Here is a 20,100-nt window from a genome sequence, read left to right as displayed (position 1 = left end):
TGTGGATACCCTTCACTACATCATGGATAACTGGAGCACCCTGCTCACCCTGAGCTGGCAGCACAGCTGGCTGGTGCTGGTTGCGGTTGGTCTGGCCATCGTGATTGGTGTGCCGCTGGGCATTCTGATCGTGCGCGTCAGATGGCTGGCTACACCGATTCTCGGTATCGCCACCGTAGTATTGACCATTCCGACTATTGCGCTGTTTGGTCTGATGATCCCGCTGTTTTCGCTGATCGGTCAGGGCATCGGCGCGCTGCCAGCGATTACCGCCGTGTTCCTCTACTCGCTGCTGCCGATTGTGCGCAATACGCATACCGCGCTGGAGAATCTGCCGGACGGTCTGCGTGAAGCCGGTCGCGGCATCGGCATGACCTTCTGGCAGCGTCTGCGCTGGGTTGAAATCCCGATGGCGCTGCCGGTAATTTTCGGCGGCATCCGAACCGCCGTGGTGATGAACGTTGGCGTGATGGCGATTGCCGCCGTCATTGGCGCGGGCGGTCTGGGCCAGCTGCTGCTGGATGGTATCAGCGGCAGTGATATTCGTATGTTAATTGCCGGCGCATTGATGATTTGTCTGCTGGCTATTTTTCTTGACTGGCTGCTGCACCGTTTGCAGCAGGCGCTGACTCCAAAGGGGATTCGATAATGATTACGCTGGAAAACCTGACGAAAACCTTTACCCAGAAAAACGGCACCACCAATAAAGCCGTCGATAACGTCAGCCTGCATGTGCCAGCCGGTGAGATGTGCGTGCTGCTGGGTCCATCAGGCTGCGGTAAGACCACCACGCTGAAGATGATTAACCGCCTGATTCCGGCCACCAGTGGCCGGATCCTGATTAATGGCGAAGACACCAGTACCCAGGACACAACCACCCTGCGCCGCAACATTGGCTATGTGATCCAGCAGATTGGTCTGTTTCCCAACATGACCATCGAGGAGAACATTACCGTCGTGCCGCGCATGCTGGGTTGGAATAAGAAGCAGTGTCATGAGCGCGCTACAGAGTTAATGAGCATGGTTGCGCTGGACCCTAAAAAGTTCCTGCACCGCTATCCGCGTGAGATGTCCGGCGGTCAGCAGCAGCGTATCGGCGTGATTCGTGCGCTGGCCGCGGATCCACCGGTATTGCTCATGGATGAGCCGTTCGGTGCTGTCGACCCGATTAACCGTGAAGTGATTCAGAACGAGTTTCTGGACATGCAGCGTCAGCTTAAGAAAACCGTGATGCTGGTGAGCCATGACATTGATGAGGCGCTGAAGCTCGGCGATCGCATCGCAGTATTTGGTCAGGGCAGGATCGTACAGTGCGCCAGTCCTGATGAACTGCTCGCGACCCCTGCCAATGAGTTTGTCGGCTCATTTGTCGGTCAGGACCGTACGCTTAAGCGCCTGCTACTGGTGCAGGCTGGTGACGTGACCGATCAGCAGCCGACTATCACCGTGCGCCGCTCGACGCCGCTGGAAGAAGCCTTTGGCACCATGGATGAGAACGATATGCGGTCGATTACCGTGGTCGATGAGGATGGCAAACCGCTGGGCTTCGTGAAGCGGCGTGAGGCGCGAAACGTCAGTGGCCGTTGTGAAGAGAAGCTGCATACCTTTAAGGTCACCGGTAAAGCCGAAGAGAACCTGCGTGTGGTGTTGTCGAAACTTTATGAGCACAACACGGTCTGGATGCCGATTGTCGATGAAGAGGGTCGCTACAGCGGTGAGATTTCGCAGGATTATATCGCGGATTACCTCAGCTCGGGTCGAACCCGTCGTCGTCTGAATCCATAGTCCAGTCAGACGAAAGGGCCGCCATGGCCCATTCAATCGCAGAGAAACCCTAATTTGGGTGAAACTGACAGCAATACAAAAGCTTAATGCGCAGGGAACTGGGTCAGAAGAGGAAAGCGTCCCGCGCCAGGGACGGCGCGGGTCGAGCAGTCAGGGATGACTCTTTTGCGTCTTTCCGATCTGACCCAGTTCCCTTCGCAGACTCAATCTTAAAGCGAATCAGTTTACGGGCTGCATGGGACCATTCTTTCTGGTGTTTCAGGTAATGGCTCAGGGAGCATACGCCCTCCGCAAAGACGCAAAACCCGCCATCCATGGCGGGCTCAGCGCGGGCCATCCCTGGCCCGCTATGCTTTGCTACTGGCGTATGCTCCCATCGCTTTAATTTCTGTGTTGTCTGTAAGAAATACATTGATCCTTCTGTGTTTCTAAACTTCCTGATCATCTGCTTTTAACTTTCAGTCAGCGTTTCCGCTTCAACCTCGTCCACCGCAGGTGCCTCATCTGGCAGCACCAGATTGAGCACAATCGCCAGAATGCCGCCGGTCGTCACCGCGTGACCAAATAAATTGTTAATCAGCGGCGGGAACTGCTTCAGTACCTCCGGCACCGCTTCCACCCCCAGTCCAATCCCGAATGAGATCGCGACAATCAGCATCTCGCGGCGGCCCAGCGGCGTCTGCGTCATCACCCGGATACCGGCAGCGACTACACTGCCAAACATCACCACTGTCGCCCCGCCCAGCACGGGTGGCGGGATCTGCTGCAACAGCGACCCGACATAGGGAAAGAGCCCCAGCAGCGCCAGCATAATCCCCAGCAGCATACCGACATATCGACTGGCAACGCCGGTCATCTGGATCACGCCATTGTTCTGCGCAAACGTGGTGTTAGGAAAGGCAGAAAAGACTGCGGCCAGCACGCAGCTCAGGCCATCGGCAACAATGCCGCCCTGCAACCGCTGCTGAAAAGGTTTGCCGGTAATCGGCTGTTGTGAAATCAGGCAGTTAGCGGTGAGATCCCCGACCGCTTCAATCACCGCAATCACAGACACCAGCGCAATCGGCAGAAAAATGGTCCAGTCAAAGTCGAAACCAAACCGGAAGAAAGCAGGCAGCACCAGCCAGCTGCTCTCCGGCGCGGCCCTGAGTTGCAGGTGACCAGTTAAGGCTGCTGCAATACATCCCACCGCAATGCCAGCCACCACCGCCACCAGTCGCGCCCAGCGGTTACGTGAGCGGTTCAGCGCCACAATCACCAGCAGCGTCAGTGCGCCCAGCGCCAGATTACCCGGTGAGCCAAAATCTGTGGCGTTGTGACCACCTGCCCAGTCAGTGATGCTGACTTTAATCAGGCTGATGCCTATCAGGGTAATGACCGTACCGGTCACCACTGGCGTCAGCACTTTACGCAGCGTGCCGACACAGCGACTGATCAGAACCGGGATCAGCGCCGCGACCAGATTGCAGCCAAACAGCATCGCCATAATCTCTTCCGGCGAGCCGCCGCGCCCTTTTACCATCAGGCCACCGGAGAGAATAACACCCAGAAATGCAAAACTGGTTCCCTGCAGACAGATCATGCCCGCGCCAACGCCATAAAAACGTCGGGCCTGCATAAACGTGCCTAAACCGGAGACGAACAGCGACATGCTAATCAGATAAGGAATATAGGCCTGCAATCCCAGAACCGAGCCAATAATCAGCGGTGGTGTGATAATCCCTACCACGCTGGCCAGCAGATGTTGCAGCGCGGCGAAGAACGCCGGGACGGGGCCAATGCGGGCTTCAAGCCCATATAACAAACCTTTCTCGTGCGAGTGCGACATGGTGGTGCTCCGGCTCTGTGTGATAAGCGGAGTTAATGCATTTTCTGCGCCATGACGTCAGGGTTTCGCGACAGTCGATCCAGGTCTTTCAAATTTAAACAGAAATAGTTGCAGACAGTCCGGGATGAGCCTGAAACTTTAGGCTCATCCCGGACTCAGTTGATTTGTTTTGTTTCATCATCAGGCGATCTTTGCACTCACAGCGTGCAGAGCATCCTGTTCCAGCAGTGAAATATCGATCCAGGACGTGAGATCACGCTGTTCAGCGCGCGGCAGATAAGGCAGTTCGCCCAGCAGTGGCGCAGCAATTTTTTCCTGCAGGACCTCAATAATGTCGCTGTATTGTGCCAGTCCCGGATTGATGCGATTCGCAACCCAGCCGACCAGTGGCAGTCCATCCCGCGCTATCGCCTCTGCCGTCAGCAGGGCGTGACTGATACAACCCGACTGGATCCCAACCACCAGCACCACCGGAAGCTGCTGCTCAACGACCCAGCAGGAGAGCGGACGTCCGTCGTTCATCAGGCTGCGCCAGCCGCCTGTGCCCTCAACCACCACGCGATCGGCCTGCTGCGTCAGGCTGATTAATCCCCGGGTCAGCAATCCGTAATCGATAATCTGCCCCGGATGGGTGCAGATCTCCTCTTCCTGGAAAGCCAGCGGATTGATCGCCAGATAGGGTAAGTCGATAGATGACGAACTTTGCAGAACCTGTGCATCTTTGTTACGCAGGCCATCAGCGGTTTTTACGGCACAGCGCGCAACGGGCTTGTAGCCCACTGCACTCTGTCCGGTCTGGATAAAACTTTGTAACAGCGCACGGGACACCACCGTTTTGCCCACTGCGGTGTCGGTGCCGGTAACAAATAGTCTGTTCACACAACTTCTCCTCTCGAACCGTTGCGGTTAATCGGTGATTAACCTTGCTGCGAAACGGCATTTTAAGGAATGAAGGATGAGAATGGATTGCGTTAGCGCAAGTTCAGGCCTGCTTAACCTTGCAACAGTTTCACTAACAGGTGCCCGTTGTAGAGTGCGTCTTTGATCAACGCGGCACCGCCCAAGGTTCCAGGCTCGCTGAATTCAGTGGGTGCCAGCTGAATGCCGGCGCTGTAGGCAGGCAGTGACTGCTGCAGAATAGTGTTGCTTACCGCGGGAAACAGCACATCAGCGGCGGCATTAAGAGGAGAACCGATAAGAATATGTTGTGGATTGAAGATGTTGACCATCATTGCCAGGATCCGCCCAACGTGATGCCCGACGCTGGCAATGGTGTCACGCGCCAGACGATCGCCCGACTGCGCGGCCGCACACAGTGACTGAAGCGTCAGGGGCTGGTTATTGAGCAGGCTGTCAGGCTGGGCAGGCAGTCGCTGCGCCGCCAGCGCCAGTAAACTGCCAGTGCTGGCTACCGTCTCCAGACAACCATGATTCCCGCAGTAACACTGCTGGCCATAAGGGTCGATCTGAGTATGGCCAATCTCGACCAGCGCCCGACCGCTCTTATGCAGCAGCTGACCGCCGCTGATAACGCCAGCACCCACAGTTTCATCAATCACAATCTGAATCACATCCTGGGCACCGCGCGAGGCACCAAACAGCGACTCCGCCAGCGTCCAGGCTGAAATGTCGTGCTGTACAAACACCGGCAAGCCGGTTCGCGCCGCCAGCGCATCGCCCAGTGGCATATCGCGTACCTGATAACCCGGCAACCGATGCACCACGCCTGACGCGGCGTTGATCAACCCCGGCAGCGTAATGGCGATGGCCGTGAGACGTTCCAGCTTCTTCTGATGACGAATAAAGAAAGCATCAACCTGTTCAATCAGCGAGGTCAGTAAGGGCTGAGCAGATTCATCGGGCAGCGGGAGGCTCTCTTCTGCCAGCTCACGGCTGCTGAGATCGCGCAGCGTAAAGGTCATGGCACCGCGATGCAGACGAATCGCCAGATAGTGCCAGGCGTCGGTATCAAGTATCAGGCCAATCGCCGGACGGCCACGGCTGCCGGGATCCTGAAACTCGGTTTCCTGCACCAGATGCGCATCCAGCATCTCACGCACAATTTTGGTTATGCTGGCCGGAGCAAGCTGAGCACGGCGGGAAAGTTCGATACGCGAAATGGGACCGTAACGGTCAATTAATCGATATACGACACCTGCATTGGTCTGCTTGATCTGGTCAATGTGGCCAGGTTGACTGTCCGGATTCACAACCCTGCTCCCGGTTATTTTCGCGCTTCTAAATAAACATGCGCCATGGTGAGGCAGATCAGGCGACAGCGTCAAATATTTGATTAGAAATGTGATTTATCGCACAGATTGATGCTGCGTCGCGCTCGCTTCAGGCCCGGTTTTCCCGCAGCAACGCCATCATATTCTCCATCTGTGCATTTATTTCGCGTCCGGCTGACCAGACCAGCCAGAGTTCTGAAATCGCATCCTCTTCCGTTAACGGCAGCCAGACCAGATCGGCCAGCCGCGCCCGGCGAAAAGAGGCGGGCAGAATGGAAACGCCTAAACCGGTTGCCACCAGCCCCAGGATGGTCATCGCCTCACCGACTTCCTGAGTGATGTACGGCTTGATGTGGTAGCGGTGCAGCAGTGCCAGTATGTCGCTATAGAGCGCGGTTCCGCCCTGAGGATCGAAAAAGACAAAGGGTTCAGCCGCCAGCGCCGTCACAGAGATCTTTTCAGCCTCAGCCAGCGGATGCGCCTTGTGCACCACAGCATAGAGCGGCTCGCTCAGCAGCAGCTGATGACGCAGGTCGGCGGGCAGCGGCGTGTTGCGCATCACGCCGAGGTCGAGCCGTCCGTCATGTAACGGGGCCAGTTGCTGGCGGGTATTAATCTCCTGCATCTGAATATGCACCTGTGGCCAGCGCTGCCGGAACCGGAAGAGCGCATCAGAAACGACAGCGGTAAAGGGTGCCGACGAGGTAAAGCCGATACGCAGCTCTCCCTCTTCGCCACGATGCAGCCGGGCGGCACGATCGGCTGCCTGCTCAACCTGCAGGATTATCGTGCGGGCATCACTCAGCAGTTGCTGTCCGGCAGCGGTAAGCTGCACGCTGCGGTTGGTGCGATTGAACAGCCTTGCGCCGGTCTCCGCTTCCAGCTGAATAATCTGCTGACTGAGCGGCGGCTGAGAAATATTCAGACGCTGGGCCGCCCGCCCGAAATGGAGCTCTTCCGCCACTGCAATGAAGTAGCGCAGATGACGCAGTTCGATATTCATATTTTAAACGTCTTATTTGAGATTATTAATATATTAGACAGCATAATGCCGCTTTCCTAAGCTGACGACAGGTTTTCTGACTAAGAGGAAGATGTGTGAGTCGCTCAATACAGGCAACAGTGGATGAGAAAGCGGTGACTGAACCGCAGGCGTCTGTTGCCGCAGCAGGTTATATCCGGCGGGGAACACCCGCTTTTATGCGCGTCACGCTGGCGCTTTTCTCTGCCGGGCTGGCGACCTTTGCCCTGCTCTACTGTGTGCAGCCGATTCTGCCGGTGCTGTCACAGCAGTTTGGTGTTTCTCCGGCGACCAGCAGTCTGTCGCTCTCTATCTCTACCGGCCTGATGGCGCTGGGCCTGCTGGTGACCGGGCCGCTCTCTGATGCCATCGGGCGAAAATCGGTGATGGTGACCGCTCTGATGCTGGCGGCCATCTGCACGCTGATCTCCGCCACCATGACCAGCTGGCACGGCATTCTGATTATGCGGGCGCTGATGGGACTGTCGCTCAGCGGTGTTGCGGCGGTCGGTATGACCTATCTGAGCGAGGAGATGGATGCGCGGGTCGTCGCCTTTTCGATGGGGTTATATATCAGCGGTAACTCCATTGGCGGAATGAGCGGGCGTCTGTTAAGCGGTGTCCTGACCGACCTCTTCTCCTGGCGCATCGCCGTGGCGGTGATTGGCTGTTTTTCACTGGCCTCAGCGCTGATGTTCTGGAAAATCCTGCCTGCATCGCGTCATTTCCGCCCTATTACGCTGCGCCCGCGCAATCTGCTGATTAACTTCCGGCTGCACTGGCGTGATCCGGGCCTGCCCTGGCTGTTTGCCGAAGGTTTTCTGCTGATGGGTGCGTTTGTCACCCTGTTTAACTACATTGGCTACCGTTTACTGGATGCGCCCTGGCACCTCAGTCAGGCCGTGGTGGGTCTGTTGTCGGTGGTCTATCTCACCGGCTCCTGGAGTTCACCTAAAGCGGGTGCGCTGACCAGTCGCCTGGGACGCGGGCCGGTGATGCTGGGCGCGACAGCCATCATGCTGCTGGGTCTGCTGGTCACTGCCTTCAACTCACTCTGGCTGATTCTGCCCGGAATGATGCTGTTCACCGCCGGCTTTTTTGCCGCCCATGCGGTCGCCAGCGGCTGGATTGGTCCCCGTGCACGCCGGGCGCGTGGGCAGGCTTCGTCGCTCTATCTGTTCAGCTACTATGTGGGTTCCAGCGTGGCGGGCACGCTGGGCGGTCTGTTCTGGCATAATTTTGGCTGGAGCGGAATCACGCTGTTTATCAGCGTCCTGTTAATTCTGGCGCTGCTGGTTGCCTGGCGTCTGCATAGTAAAAGACTCTGACTGATTTCTCTTATGCCAGGCCCCGACCTCCCCGGCGGGCCTGGCAGCTTGTCACGCTGAACATTCCCTTCAGATCCATAACAAACAAAACGTGCTTTTCCCGCTATAATCCTTTTTATTGTAATAATTCATCTGCTTTGCCTTTTAACACGGCAACAAGGAACGCCTGTGGCTCTCTATTACTACGTTAATAAACAATCGGGATATAACGATAATCATGTTGTTCATGCCGCGGGCTGCCCCCATCTTCCCGACATGGATAACCGACTGTTTCTGGGAAGTTTTTATCATGTGAATGCCGCTATTTTGCAGGCAAAAAAATATTATGCGGGCGCCATCGGCTGCGAAAACTGCTGTCCGCTTAATCACAGCGACCCGCAGGCCAGTCAGCTCAGCGTGGCCCTAAAACATACTCCGCCATCGCGTTAATCGACTGGACAGCACGGAGGTAAAACGCTTTCCGCCGTGCTGTTCAATTACATTCTGCCTGAGGGCAACCCCCTGCTTTGAATGATGTCTGCACCGCTTCGTCCTCGATAACCTCAGGCTATCGCCCTGTCACAGGGCGATAATAAAAAATCAGCAATAAAAGGCATTTATAAGGTTTCGCTTCCCGCTTTATTCACTACAATGGTCAGTAATTTGTGACGCAGGTCACTTTCGCTGGATGTTTCTGCCACATCCGATTTCGCTGTACTGACTGACTTGACTCCTCATGCAACCAACAACTGTTTCACGTAAAACTGCCTGGCTACGCGTGGTATTGCTGGCCATCGCCGCATTTGTCTTCAATACCACCGAGTTCGTGCCGGTTGGCCTGTTATCTGATATCGCTGCTGACTTTTCAATGCAGACGGCTGATGTCGGGATCATGCTGACCATCTACGCCTGGGTCGTCGCGCTGCTTTCACTGCCGCTGATGCTGCTGACCCGCAATATTGAGCGACGGCTGCTGCTGGGCGTGCTGTTCCTGATATTTATCGTCAGCCACGTGCTTTCAACCGTCGCCTGGGATTTCCGGTCGCTGATGGTGTCGCGCGTCGGCATCGCTCTGTCTCATGCGGTGTTCTGGTCGATCACCGCCTCGCTGGCGATTCGTGTTGCCCCGGCGGGTAAGAAAACCCAGGCGCTGAGTATGCTGGCGACCGGTACCGCGCTGGCGATGGTGCTGGGCGTGCCGATTGGCCGCGTGGTGGGTCAGTATCTTGGCTGGCGCACCACTTTCGGCGCGATTGGTCTGTCGGCGCTGGTGCTGATGATCATGCTGGTACGTATTCTGCCGCGCCTGCCGAGTGAGCATACCGGCTCGCTGAGCAGTGTGCCGATGCTGTTTCGCCGTCCGGCGCTGGTCAGCATGTATCTGCTGGTGACGCTGGTGGTGACCGCGCATTACACCGCCTACAGCTATATCGAGCCATTTATGCAGACCGTCGCCCACTCCAGCGGCAATTTCACAACCCTGCTGCTGCTGCTGTTTGGTTCAGCGGGCATTGTCGGCAGCCTGCTCTTCAGTACGCTGGGTAACAAATTCCCTTCCGCCCTGCTGATTGCCGCCATTGCGCTGATCACCCTTTGCATGGGCCTGCTGATCTTTGCCGCCGTTCGCCCTGCCGCTATCTCCACGCTGTGCGTTGTCTGGGGAGTGGCGATGATGATGATTGGGCTGGGTATGCAGGTGCGGGTGCTCTCGCTGGCACCGGACGCCACGGATGTCGCGATGTCCCTGATGTCCGGTATCTACAATATTGGTATTGGCGCGGGCGCGCTGCTGGGTAATCAGGTCAGTCTCCATCTGAGCATGGCGGAAGTGGGGAATGTCGGCGGGATGATTGGTCTGGTGGCGTTGCTGTGGTGTGTTTATATTTTCCGACGCTATCCGCAGTTACGCAGCAACGGATAATCAGCGCCGTACCAAATAAAAAAGGCTTCAGATAAGTGGGTTTATCTGAAGCCTGTTTATGATTATTTATAGCATCTGTTACTTATAAAGAATGGCTGTGCCATGCAGGTTGTTGCTGCCAGAGGTCGAAGTGATGCGGAAAGACTTTGCGCCGATATCGCTGGCCTTCTCTGACAATTGCTGCTCCAGCGAGGTCAGATTCATACTGCCCGTTGCGCTGATGACACCGATTTTTTGCTGATCCAACGGGGTGCTGCTCACCTGTTGGGCCGCCACGCTGGCAAAGGAGAGGCCACTTAGCACCGCCGCCGCCACCATCATATTGATACGTTTCATAACGAACCCCTTCTCACATTATCTGATGAACTGCCTGTTACTGATAGATCACAGCCGTGCCGTGCAGTTTGTTCTGACCACTGGTTGAAGTGATGCGGAATGATTTCGCACCGGCTTCATCCGCTTTGGCACTCAGCTGTGCTTCAACAGAACTCAGGTTGGTGCCACCCAGTACGGAGATGGTGCCAACGGGCTGCTGATTAGCCGGATCGCTGGTGACGAGATCAGCGGCCGATGCGCCAAAAGCCAGGGTAGTAAGTGCCAGTGCTGCCAGGGTGGTTTTGATGGTTTTCATAATATTCTCTCTGTTCGGTATTTGAATTCGGTGTGTCTGAATTGGGTTGTCGCTATTTAGTTAACGACCGTTAAATAAATGATAGACCCCGATCTGGTTCGTCGTCAATATTTATTTAATGAGCGTTATTTTATTCGCGAAGTGGCGTGATTATGGGCTTCCACCCCTTTTCTGACTTAACCATAGGGGCGGTAAAAATGCGCTGGCGCACAAAATGACAACGCCTGCGGCTGACATTTTCAGTGGGCCTTGCACATTTTTATAATGATCGGTAATTTAATAGGATGTTTTACTGTCTGTGAGGGTGTATGAGTCAGGTTCAGGATTGCGATGTAAAGAAATGCCGCGGCCGTCCCAAAGTGTTCGATCGCGAAGCTGCGCTCGATAAAGCTCTGACCCTGTTCTGGACACACGGTTACGAGGGAACCTCTCTCGCCGATCTGGTTGCCGCCACTGGCGCAAAAGCACCAACCCTCTACGCAGAGTTTGTGAATAAAGAGGGATTGTTTCGCGCAGCGATGGAGCGTTATGTAGAGAAGTTCAGCGCATGGCGTGAAGCAGCATTAGGCGATGACCAGTTACCGGTAGATCGGGCCATTGAGGCCTATTTCCGCTCTACTGCGGCCTGTTTTACCGAACGCGACTCTCCCGGCGGATGCTTCTTTATCTGTACTTCAACTGCCCTGTCGGCGGCTTCGGCAGAGATTGCCGCCATGCTGCAACAGCAGCATCAGTCGCAGGAGCATGTGCTGAGTGATTTTCTGCTGGCGCGCCAGCAGCGTGGCGAACTGAGTGCAGCAGTGAATATTCCTGCGCTATCACGTTATCTGGGTTGTATGCTGCAGGGCATGTCGGTACGGGCCCGTGAAGGCGCAGAGCGTGACGATCTTGAGGGTATTATTGATACGCTGATGGCCATGTGGCCAACGCTAACCGGCTTGTGTCAGGCCAGGGGCTAGAAAACAGGGCGGCATTGCCGCCCTTTTCGTCATCTAGTTCAGGAAAAACACCGGTTTTAACGGCTGACTGACAGGACTGTTATCTGCGTTAGACGGCATGAGATCTTTCATTGACGCCCACCAGCGCTGACACACCTCCGTTTCTGCCACCGCTTCCCAGCGTGCTTCAGATTCAATCTCAACGCTGGCGAACAGCAGATTCCGCTCTGCGTCCAGCCAGATGGCATAGTTGTGCGCGCCGTGTGCCTTCAGCGTCTCAGCCAGTTCAGGCCAGATTGGGGAGTGCCGACGTTCATACTCTGCATGACAGTCGGCATTCACCTGCATCACAAAGGCTTTACGCAGCATTGGCTGGGCCCACATCCAGCGCCGGTTGCCACGGCTTAACGCCAAAGCGCTCACCCAGCGCGATCAGCTGTTCGGTGGTGATGCTCTGACGAATTCCGCCCATCGACAGCACTTTGACGATTACTTCTGACGATTTTTCCGCCGTATCAATCAGACCAAAGGTTTCATCGAGTGTCGGGCCTGTGCCAAAGACGCCGTGGAATGGCCACATCACTAGGGTGTGTGACTGCATCTGTCCGGCAGTCGCCGTGCCGATTTCATCGGTGCCAGGCACCATCCATGGCAGCACACCCACGCCATCCGGGAAGACCACCAGACATTCGGTACTGCCTTCCCACAGCAAACGGGTAAAGCGGGCAGAGTCCATCTCAACCACGTAGCTCAGAGCCATAAAGTTGGTCGCATGGCAGTGCATAATCACCCGATCTGCGCCTTTACTGACGGCTTTACGTACCGCGTGAGACTGAAAGTGTGATGCCAGCTCAGAGGTCGGCAAACCGCCATTCGACAGGCCCCAGTGAATTTTATAAGAAAGTCCCTTGTCATCGACCTGCAGCAGCGCCAGACAATCCGCCGGATCGAGCTGGACGTTACGCATGAATTTTCCTGACCCGGTCACCAGAAACCAGTCGTTCGCCAGCGCTGGCGCAGGCTGGGTCAGCTCAATGCAGCGCGGCTCTTTACAGAAATCGGCGGCAAAGGGTTTCACCTCCTCCTCCAGCAGACGGAGGCTGACGTTACCGCCGTTACGCTCGTCCCAGCCCTTCAGCCACATGTCGCTGGTCGCTTTGACCATTCCCTTAACAAACCCGGAAGAAAGAATGCTTTGCATAGTGAAATCCTTAACGTTGGCTCAAGATCTGTTGTTCATAATGACGGACATCGCCTAACCAGCTGGCATCAGCCGGGACGTCGTGGCGCAGGCACCACGCTTCCCAGACCGCCTGCCATGGCAGTGATTTTTGCTCTTCCAGCAGGGTAAGCCGCGCGGTGTAATCGCCACTGTTCTCGGCCTGGCGTAAGCGGTCGGTTGGCTCCAGCAAGGCACGCAGCAGCGCTTTTTTGGTGTTACGGGTGCCGATAACCCAGGCGGCAATCCGGTTAATTGAGGCGTCGAAGAAGTCGAGGCCAATGTGCACTTTGTCGAACAGTTGATGACGGACGATCTCACTGGCGATAGCCTGGGTTTCATCATCCAGCAGCACAACATGGTCGCTGTCCCAGCGCACCGGACGGCTGACGTGCAGCAGCAGGCGCGGCACATAGAGCATGGCGGCGGAAATTTTGTCGGAGATCACTTCGGTTGGGTGGAAATGCCCTGCATCCAGGCATAGCGCCGTCTGACGACTGGCGGCATAGCCGAGATAAAACTCGTTAGAGCCTACGGTGTAGCTCTCAGCGCCAATGCCAAACAGCTTGCTCTCTACCGCATCGATATGGTGCTGCGGATTGAGTTTTTCTGAGATGACTTCATCCAGCGCGCTCATCAGGCGCTGACGCGGAGCCAGTCGATCTACGGTGATATCTTTCATGCCGTCCGGCACCCAGATATTCATCACTGACGGCGTGCCCAGCTGCTCACCAAATGAGGCAGAGATGCGGCGACTCGCTTTGCAGTGGTCGATCCAGAACTGACGGACGGTTTTATCACTGTGCGACAGCGTAAAGCCGTCCGCGCTTTTTGGATGCGAGAAGCAGCTTGGGTTAAAATCGAGGCCCAGCTTATTCTCTTTGGCCCAGGCGACCCAGTTGGCGAAATGGGCAGGTTCAATGGCATCCCGGTCCACCGGCTTGTCGCTTTCAAGGTAGATAGCGTGCAGGTTCAGACGTTTCGCGCCAGGAATCAGCGACATAGCCTTGTCGATATCACTGCGTAGTTCACTGGCATTCCGTGCCCGTCCCGGGTAGTTGCCGGTCGCCTGAATGCCGCCGGTCAGTGCGCCCTGTGGGTTCTCGAATCCCCGGACATCATCACCCTGCCAGCAGTGCATGGAGACCGGAATGCGGTCCAGCTGGCGGATGGCCTGCTCAACATCAACCCCATTATCAGCGTAGCGTTGTTTAGCCAGTTCAAAAGCCTGTTCAATCTGCTTAGTCATAAGCGGGTTCCTTAGCGGGTTGACTCAGCGTCGCGAAGCGTGCCTGACTGGCACTGAAGACGCTGTGTGTTTGCGGTTCGAATTTTTCGAGTGGGAAGTTGTTAATGACGCTGCAGCGGAAATCAGCCACATCGGTCAGTTCGCCCAGGGCAATCAGCTGGCAACCAACGTTACCCAGCGTGGAGGCTTCAATCGGGCCTGCCAGTACCGGGATCTGGCAGGCATCGGCGCAGAGCTGATTAAGAAAGCGGTTCTGGCTGCCGCCTCCCACCACGTGCAACTGGCTGAAAGGCTTGCCGCGCAACTGTGCCAGCTCCTGAATGACTTCACGGTAGAGCAGCGCCAGGCTGTCAAATATGCAGCGAGCCAGCGCAGCGGCAGATTGCGGCACCGGCATGCCCTGCTCTGCGCAGGCGTTCTGAATCTCATTAACCATGCTGTCCGGATTGATAAAGCGCGCATCATTGGGACTGATGAGTGAAACACAGGCGGGCTGACGGGCAGTTTCTTCAATCAGCATGCTGAGATCGTCAATCTGCAGTTCGCTGCAGATACGCTGCAACAGCCACAGCCCCATGATGTTTTTCAGTACGCGATACCCCTCAGCGCCGCCTTCGTTAGTGATGTTGGCGCGCAGTGCCGTATCGCAGGCATAGGGCTGCAGACTTTCGAAGCCCATCAGCGACCAGGTTCCTGAGCTGAGATAAGCGGCGTCGTCCTGCATCAGCGGCGTTGCAAGAACTGCGCTGGCAGTGTCGTGAGTGGCGACGGCGATCACCGGAACCGCCGTGCCTGCGCGATTGATCCAGTGACCAACGGTATTGCCGGGTGCCTGCGGCTGACCGAACCACCGCGCGTCAACGCCCGCCCAGGCGAGCAAATCGCGATCCCACTCACCGCTGTGAATATTGAGCATTTGCGTGGTGGTCGCGTTGGTGTATTCCCAGTTGAGATTACCGGTCAGGCGATAATGCAGGTAGTCAGGTATCATCAGCGCATGCGCCACGCGGGCCTGCCAGTCTGGCTGCTGCTGATGCAGAGCGCGCATCTGATAGAGTGTATTGAACGGCAGAAACTGAATGCCGGTTCGGCCATAAATGGCGCTGCGGCTCAGCTCATGCTGTGCCTGCTCCATCAGACCGTGCGTGCGCGCATCACGATAGCTGACCGCTTCACCCACCTGCTCACCCTCTGCATCCAGCAGCACCATATCAACACCCCAGGTGTCGATGCCGATACTGTCAGGGACAACGCCTTCATCATCTAACTGAGCCAGCCCGGCGCGTATCTCCTGCTCCAGCATAGCCAGATCCCAGCAGTCATAACCGGCACGACGCTGGCGCTTATTTTTAAAGCGCCGGACCTCACGCAGTGCCAGCTGGCGCTGCGCGGCATCCCAGCTGGCGAGCATGACCCGTCCGCTGGATGCGCCGAGATCGATAGCAACAATGTTTCTCCTGGTCATGGCGACTTTTCCCTGTGATTAAGTGGTCACAGAGTAAAAATCTTGCCTGGTTGTCACCTTCCCCAGAATGCCAACAGGCGTAAGTGGCTGGCAGATGGGCAAAGAACTTCGTGAGGGAGATCACAGAGATGGCAGCAGAGGCGATGTGACCCCTGCCGCAAATCTGGTAACTGCCGGGGATTTCTTGAAAAATCAGCATGATTCCTGCTGAGTCCAGCTGAAAATTCAAGGTAAGGTAACGGCGTCCTGATTAGACTGCGTTACGGTTTTGTTAAGCAGCGAGAGACGACGATGACCATATTGCACAGTGCAGATTTTTTTCCCGAAGGCGATTACGCGATAGCGATTGAACCCCGCATACCGCAGGCAGCTTTTCCGGAACATCATCATGATTTTCATGAAATTGTACTGGTGGAGCAAGGCTCCGGCATTCATGTGTTTAATGGTCAGCCGCAGACGCTGTGTGCGGGCTGTGTCTGCTTTGTGCGCGATCACGATCGTCATCTCTATGAGCAGACCGAAAATCTTTGCCTGACCAATGTGCTTTATCGCAGTCCCGGCGCGTTTCGCTTTCTCTCCGGGCTGCAGGCTTTGTTGCCCTGCGATCAGGACGGGCAATACACCTCTCACTGGCGTATCAATCACAAAGTGATGGCGCAGGCGCTGAGTGTGACAGCGAAGATGCAGCAGGATGATACCTGGTCGCTGGAGAAACAGGCGCACCAGGAACAGCTCTTTTTGCAGTTGCTGGTGTTGCTGCGGGAAGCCTGTATTGACGGGCAGAGTCAGGATCAGGAAGCACGATTGCATCGCCTGCTCGACTGGCTTGGCGACCATTACAGTGACGAGATTGTCTGGGAGGAACTGGCTGATCGCTTCTCCCTGTCACTGCGAACCCTGCATCGGCAGATGAAGCAGCAAACCGGCAGTACGCCGCAGCGCTATCTGAACCGTTTGCGGCTGTTACAGGCTCGTCATCTGCTGCGTCACAGTGATATGCGAATTACCGATATCGCCTTCCAGTGTGGATTTGGTGACAGTAACCATTTCTCAACCCTGTTCAGGCGCGAATTTGGCTGTGCACCGCGAGCGGAGCGCCAGCAGATGTTGTAAAGGAGCAACGTATGGCATTGATACTCAGTCGGGATGACTATTTTCCCGCCACCAGTTTACCGGTGGCGGTTGCCGAAAGGATGCCCCAACCCTCCTTTCCGCCCCATCAACACGAGTTCAGTGAAATCGTGATTGTCTGGCGCGGTAACGGCCTGCATGTCCTCAACGATCGTCCCTGGCTGATAACCTGCGGCGACGTTTTTTATATCCGCGACAGTGACTGCCATAGCTACGATAGCGTTAACAATCTGGTGCTGGATAATATCCTCTACTGCCGTGACCGCTTTGGCCTTGGCCTTGACTGGAATCAACTGCTGCCTCAACAGGGACCGGACACGCCCGGCTGCTGGCGTCTGACCACACGCGGCATGTCACTGGCCCGTGGCGTTATCAGCCAGCTGGAGCGTGAAAGCCGCAAAAGCGATCCGCTGTCAGTACAGCTCTCTGAGGCGCTGTTTTTACAGCTGGCATTGATTCTGCGCCGCCATGGCTACGCCGCCGATCGTCCCTGGGCATTGCCGGAGGGTGAACAGCTTGATCTGCTGATGTCAGCCTTACAGGGTGCCCTTGCCCGTCCCTTCGATCTGGCGGCGTTTTGTCAGCAGAATCAGCTCAGCGAGCGGGCGCTGCGGCAGCTTTTTCGTCAGCAGACCGGGATGACCATTGGTCATTACCTGCGCCAGCTGCAGCTCTGCCAGGCAAAATATCTGCTGCGCACACAGGATTGCCTGATTAGTGAGGTCGCCGCCCGCTGCGGCTTTGATGACAGTAACTATTTCTCGGTGGTCTTCACCCGTGATACCGGTTTAACGCCCAGTGCCTGGCGTCAGCGATTTATTGCGCCCCGGCAGGCGCTCAAGAGTACCGAGTCTGACTAAAAAGGGCCTGCATAGCAGGCCCTTTCAACACCCTTCCGGCAAGCAATTTAGCGCACTGAAATTCCCCCAATGAATTATTAGCAGCAATGATTATGCTAAAAAGCGCAGGGAACACGGCCAGAAGAGGAAAGCGTCCCGCGACAGGACGTCGCGGGCCGAGCAGGCCATGGATGGCGGCTTTTGCGTCTTTCCGATCTGACCGTGTTCCCTGAGCGGGCACGATCTGACCGCCATTCTGCTAACTCTAAGGGCCTTCTTTATAAAGACACTGTCTTTATATTCGCATTCAGGCCGCCATACCCAGCCCGACGATGTTAGCGGCAATGATAATCACCACACAGCCGATCGATAAAACGCTTACCGGGCGACGCCCTGCTGACTTCCACTCTTTCATCAGCAGGCCTACCAGCCCACCACACAGGACGTAAAGGCTCATATGCAGCATCCAACTGACATAGTCATACTGCGCCGGGATGCGGGCATGGCCCCAGGCGTAAAAGAAGAACTGCAGATACCACATGGTGCCGCCGAGCACCGCAAAAGCGGTATTGGCAATCAGCAGCGACTTTCCGACAGAGAAGTCTTTTCGTACCGACAGTTCAGGCCGGGTGGCCAGCCGCCAGAAACAGAAGGCCAGATTCACCAGTGCCCCGCCGCCCATGATGATGACGTAGCTGGGTAAAGCCACATAGAGCGGATCGATGCCCAGATTAGCGGCGGCCTGATGCATCGGTTTCGCCGCGTCCATCGCAAAGGACATACCCGCTGAGAAAATGCCGCACATCACCGCCAGCAGCAGTCCTTTTCTGAGGTTAAACTCTTCGGCGTTTATCCCCAGCGCCCGCTCCTTTAATAGCCCGGCACGCGTCACTATCCCAACGCCAATCAGCGCCACCAGCACGCCCAGCAGGGTTAACCGGCCCCCTGCCGAAGCAAACAGTTCGCCAAAACGGCCCTGCAAGAGTGGCGTCATCAGCGTGCCGACCACCAGGGTAATGCCAATCGCGATACCGATCCCCATCGACATGCCGAGGTAACGCATGGTCAGGCCGTAGTTAATATTGCCTATGCCCCACATCGCGCCAAACAGAAAAACCGGCGTCAGCTGCGACAGCGTAAAACTGCTGTAATAGGCCCTGAAGTCTGGCAATAAAATAGCACTGACCGCCCACGGCAGGATAAGCCACGACATCAGGCCGCCAATTGACCACATGGTTTCCCATGACCATCTTTTCACCTGTTTAAAAGGCGCGTAAAAACATGCGGCGCTGGCAGCACCGACAAAATGCCAGAAGATACCTGCAATAATGGCGCTGTTCATTGTTATTCCCCGGTTAGGTTGAGGCCTGTCGGAAACCTGTCAGCTTCCGTTCAGCAGGCAGTCTACGTTTTGCAGGAATTCCTCAGCCTTTGGATAAATGCCGGAAGCCGCAACGGAGTGGCAATATTTACCCGTTATTAACGTTAAGGATCACAATTTCACAGTTGTCAGATAACCGGACAATGAATAAGGTAAGTGACTTATTATTCTGACTTTTTTATCGTTTTGCTGTGTGGCGCAGCACACTTTTAAACTGACTGCCATTTAAACTGGTATGGTGGCAAAAGGGCAAAGAAGCCTTCTTTACCGCAGACAAGGTCGTATAAACTGGGGCAAATTGATGGGATCAGGGATTGGAATGACAACGAAGTGGTTAACACTGTTTCTTTCGCAGTCAGTCAGCCGGGTGATGCTGGATGATCTCCGGGCGATACTACCTGCAGATGCGATAAAGGTGTTTGTGAATGGTCTGGATGAAACGCACTATGCCACCATTGAGTGTGTGCAGGCGGAGCAACATTGCGCCCTGATCGCCTCGGCGATTGTGGTCTGGCGTCAGCTCGGCCAAGTGCACCATATTATTTATAAAAAAGGCGAGGTGCTGCGTGAGGAGAACGAGGCAACGCAATTCCAGCTTTTCACCCTGCTGAAAACCCACCGCGCAGTCCTCCAGATCTCATGATAAGATCGCGCTCCCTGAAATCGCTGTTTGCAGCAGGTTGAATATGAGAATTGGAATTCTGTTTCCGATCGCCATCATCGTGGCGGGCGTGGGCTTTCTGGCGTGGTTTATTGGCAGCGGCCTGGCAATGCCAGGCTCCTGAGCGTTAGCGCAGCTGACTGTCTTTACTGCCACGACGGTTATATAAGCTGCTGGTCTGCTGCTGTTTATCGATTTTTTCCTGACACGCCACGCAGTAATGCACGCCTTTAAGTGCCTGACGGCGCGCTTCAGGAATCGGTTCGCCGCAGAGTTCACATTCGGTGGCACTTTCGCCCTGCCCGAGCGATTGTCTGACCCGCTCAATCCCGTCGTTAACAGTGCTATCAATCTGTTCCTGTACTGCGCCGTCTCCTGCCCATCCGCTTGCCATTATTTAACCCCTTTTTCACGATTTCACTCCTTTAAATCTACAACAGATTGACGTTTTTGCCGCAGAACTCACCGATATCTGTGATTGGCTGCCAGCCGG

General features: G+C 55.7%; 22 protein-coding genes. 10 read left to right on the top strand and 12 right to left on the bottom strand.

Features of this window, described 5'->3' with window-relative positions:
- Position 1 precedes the first annotated feature (1 nt).
- On the top strand, positions 2–649 hold the full coding sequence (gene osmW / locus EGO56_RS09480) for an osmoprotectant ABC transporter permease OsmW (protein WP_010244802.1): 648 nt from the start codon (positions 2–4) through the stop codon (positions 647–649).
- Entirely contained in the window at positions 649–1,785 is a 1,137-nt protein-coding gene (gene osmV, locus EGO56_RS09475) for an osmoprotectant ABC transporter ATP-binding protein OsmV (RefSeq protein WP_033732728.1), read from the top strand. The genes osmW and osmV overlap by 1 nt, the downstream gene beginning before the upstream one ends.
- A 451-nt stretch (positions 1,786–2,236) precedes the next feature.
- Here the strand turns inward: osmV and EGO56_RS09470 are convergent, their stop codons facing one another.
- The 4 genes from EGO56_RS09470 to EGO56_RS09455 all read right to left on the bottom strand — a co-directional run bounded on the left by EGO56_RS09470 (position 2,237) and on the right by EGO56_RS09455 (position 6,847).
- Positions 2,237–3,613: a nucleobase:cation symporter-2 family protein gene (locus EGO56_RS09470; RefSeq protein WP_135908721.1), complete on the bottom strand. Its 1,377-nt coding sequence runs from the start codon at positions 3,611–3,613 to the stop codon at positions 2,237–2,239.
- Between the two features lie 180 nt (positions 3,614–3,793).
- Positions 3,794–4,492, bottom strand: a complete 699-nt coding sequence (gene bioD, locus EGO56_RS09465) for a dethiobiotin synthase (RefSeq protein ID WP_135908719.1) — start codon at positions 4,490–4,492, stop codon at positions 3,794–3,796.
- Between the two features lie 113 nt (positions 4,493–4,605).
- Complete coding sequence (gene mlc, locus EGO56_RS09460) at positions 4,606–5,823, bottom strand: sugar metabolism global transcriptional regulator Mlc (protein WP_135908716.1); 1,218 nt, start codon at positions 5,821–5,823, stop codon at positions 4,606–4,608.
- A gap of 130 nt (positions 5,824–5,953) precedes the next feature.
- Entirely contained in the window at positions 5,954–6,847 is an 894-nt protein-coding gene (locus EGO56_RS09455; RefSeq protein ID WP_135908714.1) for a LysR family transcriptional regulator, read from the bottom strand.
- A 95-nt stretch (positions 6,848–6,942) separates the two neighbouring features.
- Here EGO56_RS09455 and EGO56_RS09450 point away from each other — a divergent pair, with 95 nt between their 5' ends.
- The 3 genes from EGO56_RS09450 (at position 6,943) to EGO56_RS09440 (ending at position 10,093) form a co-directional block, all read left to right on the top strand.
- Entirely contained in the window at positions 6,943–8,193 is a 1,251-nt protein-coding gene (locus EGO56_RS09450) for an MFS transporter (protein WP_095707170.1), read from the top strand.
- Positions 8,194–8,361: 168 nt separating this feature from the next.
- Positions 8,362–8,622: a hypothetical protein gene (locus EGO56_RS09445; RefSeq protein WP_033732735.1), complete on the top strand. Its 261-nt coding sequence runs from the start codon at positions 8,362–8,364 to the stop codon at positions 8,620–8,622.
- A 286-nt stretch (positions 8,623–8,908) separates the two neighbouring features.
- On the top strand, positions 8,909–10,093 hold the full coding sequence (locus tag EGO56_RS09440; RefSeq protein ID WP_013357917.1) for a sugar transporter: 1,185 nt from the start codon (positions 8,909–8,911) through the stop codon (positions 10,091–10,093).
- Positions 10,094–10,171: 78 nt separating this feature from the next.
- On the opposite strand, the gene bhsA (EGO56_RS09435) is transcribed toward EGO56_RS09440, so the two are convergent.
- Both bhsA (EGO56_RS09435) and bhsA (EGO56_RS09430) read right to left on the bottom strand, forming a co-directional pair.
- Positions 10,172–10,429, bottom strand: coding sequence for a multiple stress resistance protein BhsA (bhsA, locus tag EGO56_RS09435; protein ID WP_135908712.1), 258 nt, complete (start codon positions 10,427–10,429; stop codon positions 10,172–10,174).
- A gap of 37 nt (positions 10,430–10,466) precedes the next feature.
- A complete protein-coding gene (gene bhsA, locus EGO56_RS09430) occupies positions 10,467–10,724 on the bottom strand; it encodes a multiple stress resistance protein BhsA (RefSeq protein WP_135908710.1) in 258 nt (85 codons plus the stop codon).
- A 308-nt stretch (positions 10,725–11,032) separates the two neighbouring features.
- Between bhsA (EGO56_RS09430) and EGO56_RS09425 the strand changes: the two genes are divergently transcribed.
- Positions 11,033–11,683 (top strand): TetR/AcrR family transcriptional regulator, encoded by a 651-nt coding sequence (locus tag EGO56_RS09425; RefSeq protein WP_135908708.1) that lies wholly within the window; start codon positions 11,033–11,035, stop codon positions 11,681–11,683.
- A 33-nt stretch (positions 11,684–11,716) separates the two neighbouring features.
- Here EGO56_RS09425 and rhaM read toward each other — a convergent pair whose 3' ends face one another.
- The 4 genes from rhaM to rhaB are packed head-to-tail and all read right to left on the bottom strand — an operon-like array spanning position 11,717 to position 15,595.
- Positions 11,717–12,031: an L-rhamnose mutarotase gene (gene rhaM / locus EGO56_RS09420; protein ID WP_033732737.1), complete on the bottom strand. Its 315-nt coding sequence runs from the start codon at positions 12,029–12,031 to the stop codon at positions 11,717–11,719.
- Positions 12,021–12,863, bottom strand: a complete 843-nt coding sequence (gene rhaD / locus EGO56_RS09415; protein WP_135908706.1) for a rhamnulose-1-phosphate aldolase — start codon at positions 12,861–12,863, stop codon at positions 12,021–12,023. The genes rhaM and rhaD overlap by 11 nt, the downstream gene beginning before the upstream one ends.
- 10 nt (positions 12,864–12,873) lie before the next feature.
- Positions 12,874–14,130, bottom strand: a complete 1,257-nt coding sequence (locus tag EGO56_RS09410) for an L-rhamnose isomerase (RefSeq protein ID WP_135908705.1) — start codon at positions 14,128–14,130, stop codon at positions 12,874–12,876.
- A complete protein-coding gene (gene rhaB, locus EGO56_RS09405; protein WP_135908703.1) occupies positions 14,123–15,595 on the bottom strand; it encodes a rhamnulokinase in 1,473 nt (490 codons plus the stop codon). Before rhaB ends, EGO56_RS09410 begins: the two co-directional genes overlap by 8 nt.
- Before the next feature lie 291 nt (positions 15,596–15,886).
- Between rhaB and rhaS the strand changes: the two genes are divergently transcribed.
- A complete protein-coding gene (rhaS, locus tag EGO56_RS09400) occupies positions 15,887–16,708 on the top strand; it encodes an HTH-type transcriptional activator RhaS (RefSeq protein ID WP_013357925.1) in 822 nt (273 codons plus the stop codon).
- A gap of 11 nt (positions 16,709–16,719) precedes the next feature.
- Entirely contained in the window at positions 16,720–17,586 is an 867-nt protein-coding gene (gene rhaR, locus EGO56_RS09395) for an HTH-type transcriptional activator RhaR (RefSeq protein ID WP_135908701.1), read from the top strand.
- Positions 17,587–17,872: 286 nt separating this feature from the next.
- On the opposite strand, the gene rhaT is transcribed toward rhaR, so the two are convergent.
- Positions 17,873–18,907, bottom strand: a complete 1,035-nt coding sequence (rhaT, locus tag EGO56_RS09390) for an L-rhamnose/proton symporter RhaT (protein WP_095707163.1) — start codon at positions 18,905–18,907, stop codon at positions 17,873–17,875.
- A gap of 358 nt (positions 18,908–19,265) precedes the next feature.
- On the opposite strand from rhaT, the gene EGO56_RS09385 reads away from it, so the two are divergent.
- Positions 19,266–19,589 carry a hypothetical protein gene (locus tag EGO56_RS09385; RefSeq protein WP_135908699.1) on the top strand — a complete coding sequence of 108 codons (324 nt, stop codon included), beginning with the start codon at positions 19,266–19,268 and terminating at the stop codon, positions 19,587–19,589.
- 43 nt (positions 19,590–19,632) lie between these two features.
- Positions 19,633–19,731: a YoaK family small membrane protein gene (locus EGO56_RS09380; protein ID WP_008925225.1), complete on the top strand. Its 99-nt coding sequence runs from the start codon at positions 19,633–19,635 to the stop codon at positions 19,729–19,731.
- A 3-nt stretch (positions 19,732–19,734) separates the two neighbouring features.
- Here the strand turns inward: EGO56_RS09380 and EGO56_RS09375 are convergent, their stop codons facing one another.
- Positions 19,735–20,001, bottom strand: a complete 267-nt coding sequence (locus EGO56_RS09375) for a DksA/TraR family C4-type zinc finger protein (RefSeq protein WP_013357929.1) — start codon at positions 19,999–20,001, stop codon at positions 19,735–19,737.
- Positions 20,002–20,100: the final 99 nt, after the last annotated feature.

The sequence above is a fragment of the Pantoea vagans genome, assembly GCF_004792415.1.
Lineage (GTDB): Bacteria > Pseudomonadota > Gammaproteobacteria > Enterobacterales > Enterobacteriaceae > Pantoea > Pantoea vagans.
This window is presented reverse-complemented; position numbering and strand designations above follow the sequence as displayed.

Bases quoted from the DNA above. Each gene is read 5' to 3' on its own strand.
- EGO56_RS09380 (WP_008925225.1), top strand. From the start codon at position 19,633: ATGAGAATTGGAATTCTGTTTCCGATCGCCATCATCGTGGCGGGCGTG.
- rhaM (WP_033732737.1), bottom strand. From the start codon at position 12,031: ATGCTGCGTAAAGCCTTTGTGATGCAGGTGAATGCCGACTGTCATGCA.
- rhaB (WP_135908703.1), bottom strand. From the start codon at position 15,595: ATGACCAGGAGAAACATTGTTGCTATCGATCTCGGCGCATCCAGCGGA.
- EGO56_RS09470 (WP_135908721.1), bottom strand. From the start codon at position 3,613: ATGTCGCACTCGCACGAGAAAGGTTTGTTATATGGGCTTGAAGCCCGC.
- EGO56_RS09385 (WP_135908699.1), top strand. From the start codon at position 19,266: ATGACAACGAAGTGGTTAACACTGTTTCTTTCGCAGTCAGTCAGCCGG.
- bhsA (WP_135908712.1), bottom strand. From the start codon at position 10,429: ATGAAACGTATCAATATGATGGTGGCGGCGGCGGTGCTAAGTGGCCTC.
- EGO56_RS09425 (WP_135908708.1), top strand. From the start codon at position 11,033: ATGAGTCAGGTTCAGGATTGCGATGTAAAGAAATGCCGCGGCCGTCCC.
- bhsA (WP_135908710.1), bottom strand. From the start codon at position 10,724: ATGAAAACCATCAAAACCACCCTGGCAGCACTGGCACTTACTACCCTG.
- EGO56_RS09410 (WP_135908705.1), bottom strand. From the start codon at position 14,130: ATGACTAAGCAGATTGAACAGGCTTTTGAACTGGCTAAACAACGCTAC.
- rhaS (WP_013357925.1), top strand. From the start codon at position 15,887: ATGACCATATTGCACAGTGCAGATTTTTTTCCCGAAGGCGATTACGCG.
- rhaR (WP_135908701.1), top strand. From the start codon at position 16,720: ATGGCATTGATACTCAGTCGGGATGACTATTTTCCCGCCACCAGTTTA.
- EGO56_RS09455 (WP_135908714.1), bottom strand. From the start codon at position 6,847: ATGAATATCGAACTGCGTCATCTGCGCTACTTCATTGCAGTGGCGGAA.
- rhaD (WP_135908706.1), bottom strand. From the start codon at position 12,863: ATGCAAAGCATTCTTTCTTCCGGGTTTGTTAAGGGAATGGTCAAAGCG.
- EGO56_RS09440 (WP_013357917.1), top strand. From the start codon at position 8,909: ATGCAACCAACAACTGTTTCACGTAAAACTGCCTGGCTACGCGTGGTA.
- EGO56_RS09375 (WP_013357929.1), bottom strand. From the start codon at position 20,001: ATGGCAAGCGGATGGGCAGGAGACGGCGCAGTACAGGAACAGATTGAT.
- osmV (WP_033732728.1), top strand. From the start codon at position 649: ATGATTACGCTGGAAAACCTGACGAAAACCTTTACCCAGAAAAACGGC.
- rhaT (WP_095707163.1), bottom strand. From the start codon at position 18,907: ATGAACAGCGCCATTATTGCAGGTATCTTCTGGCATTTTGTCGGTGCT.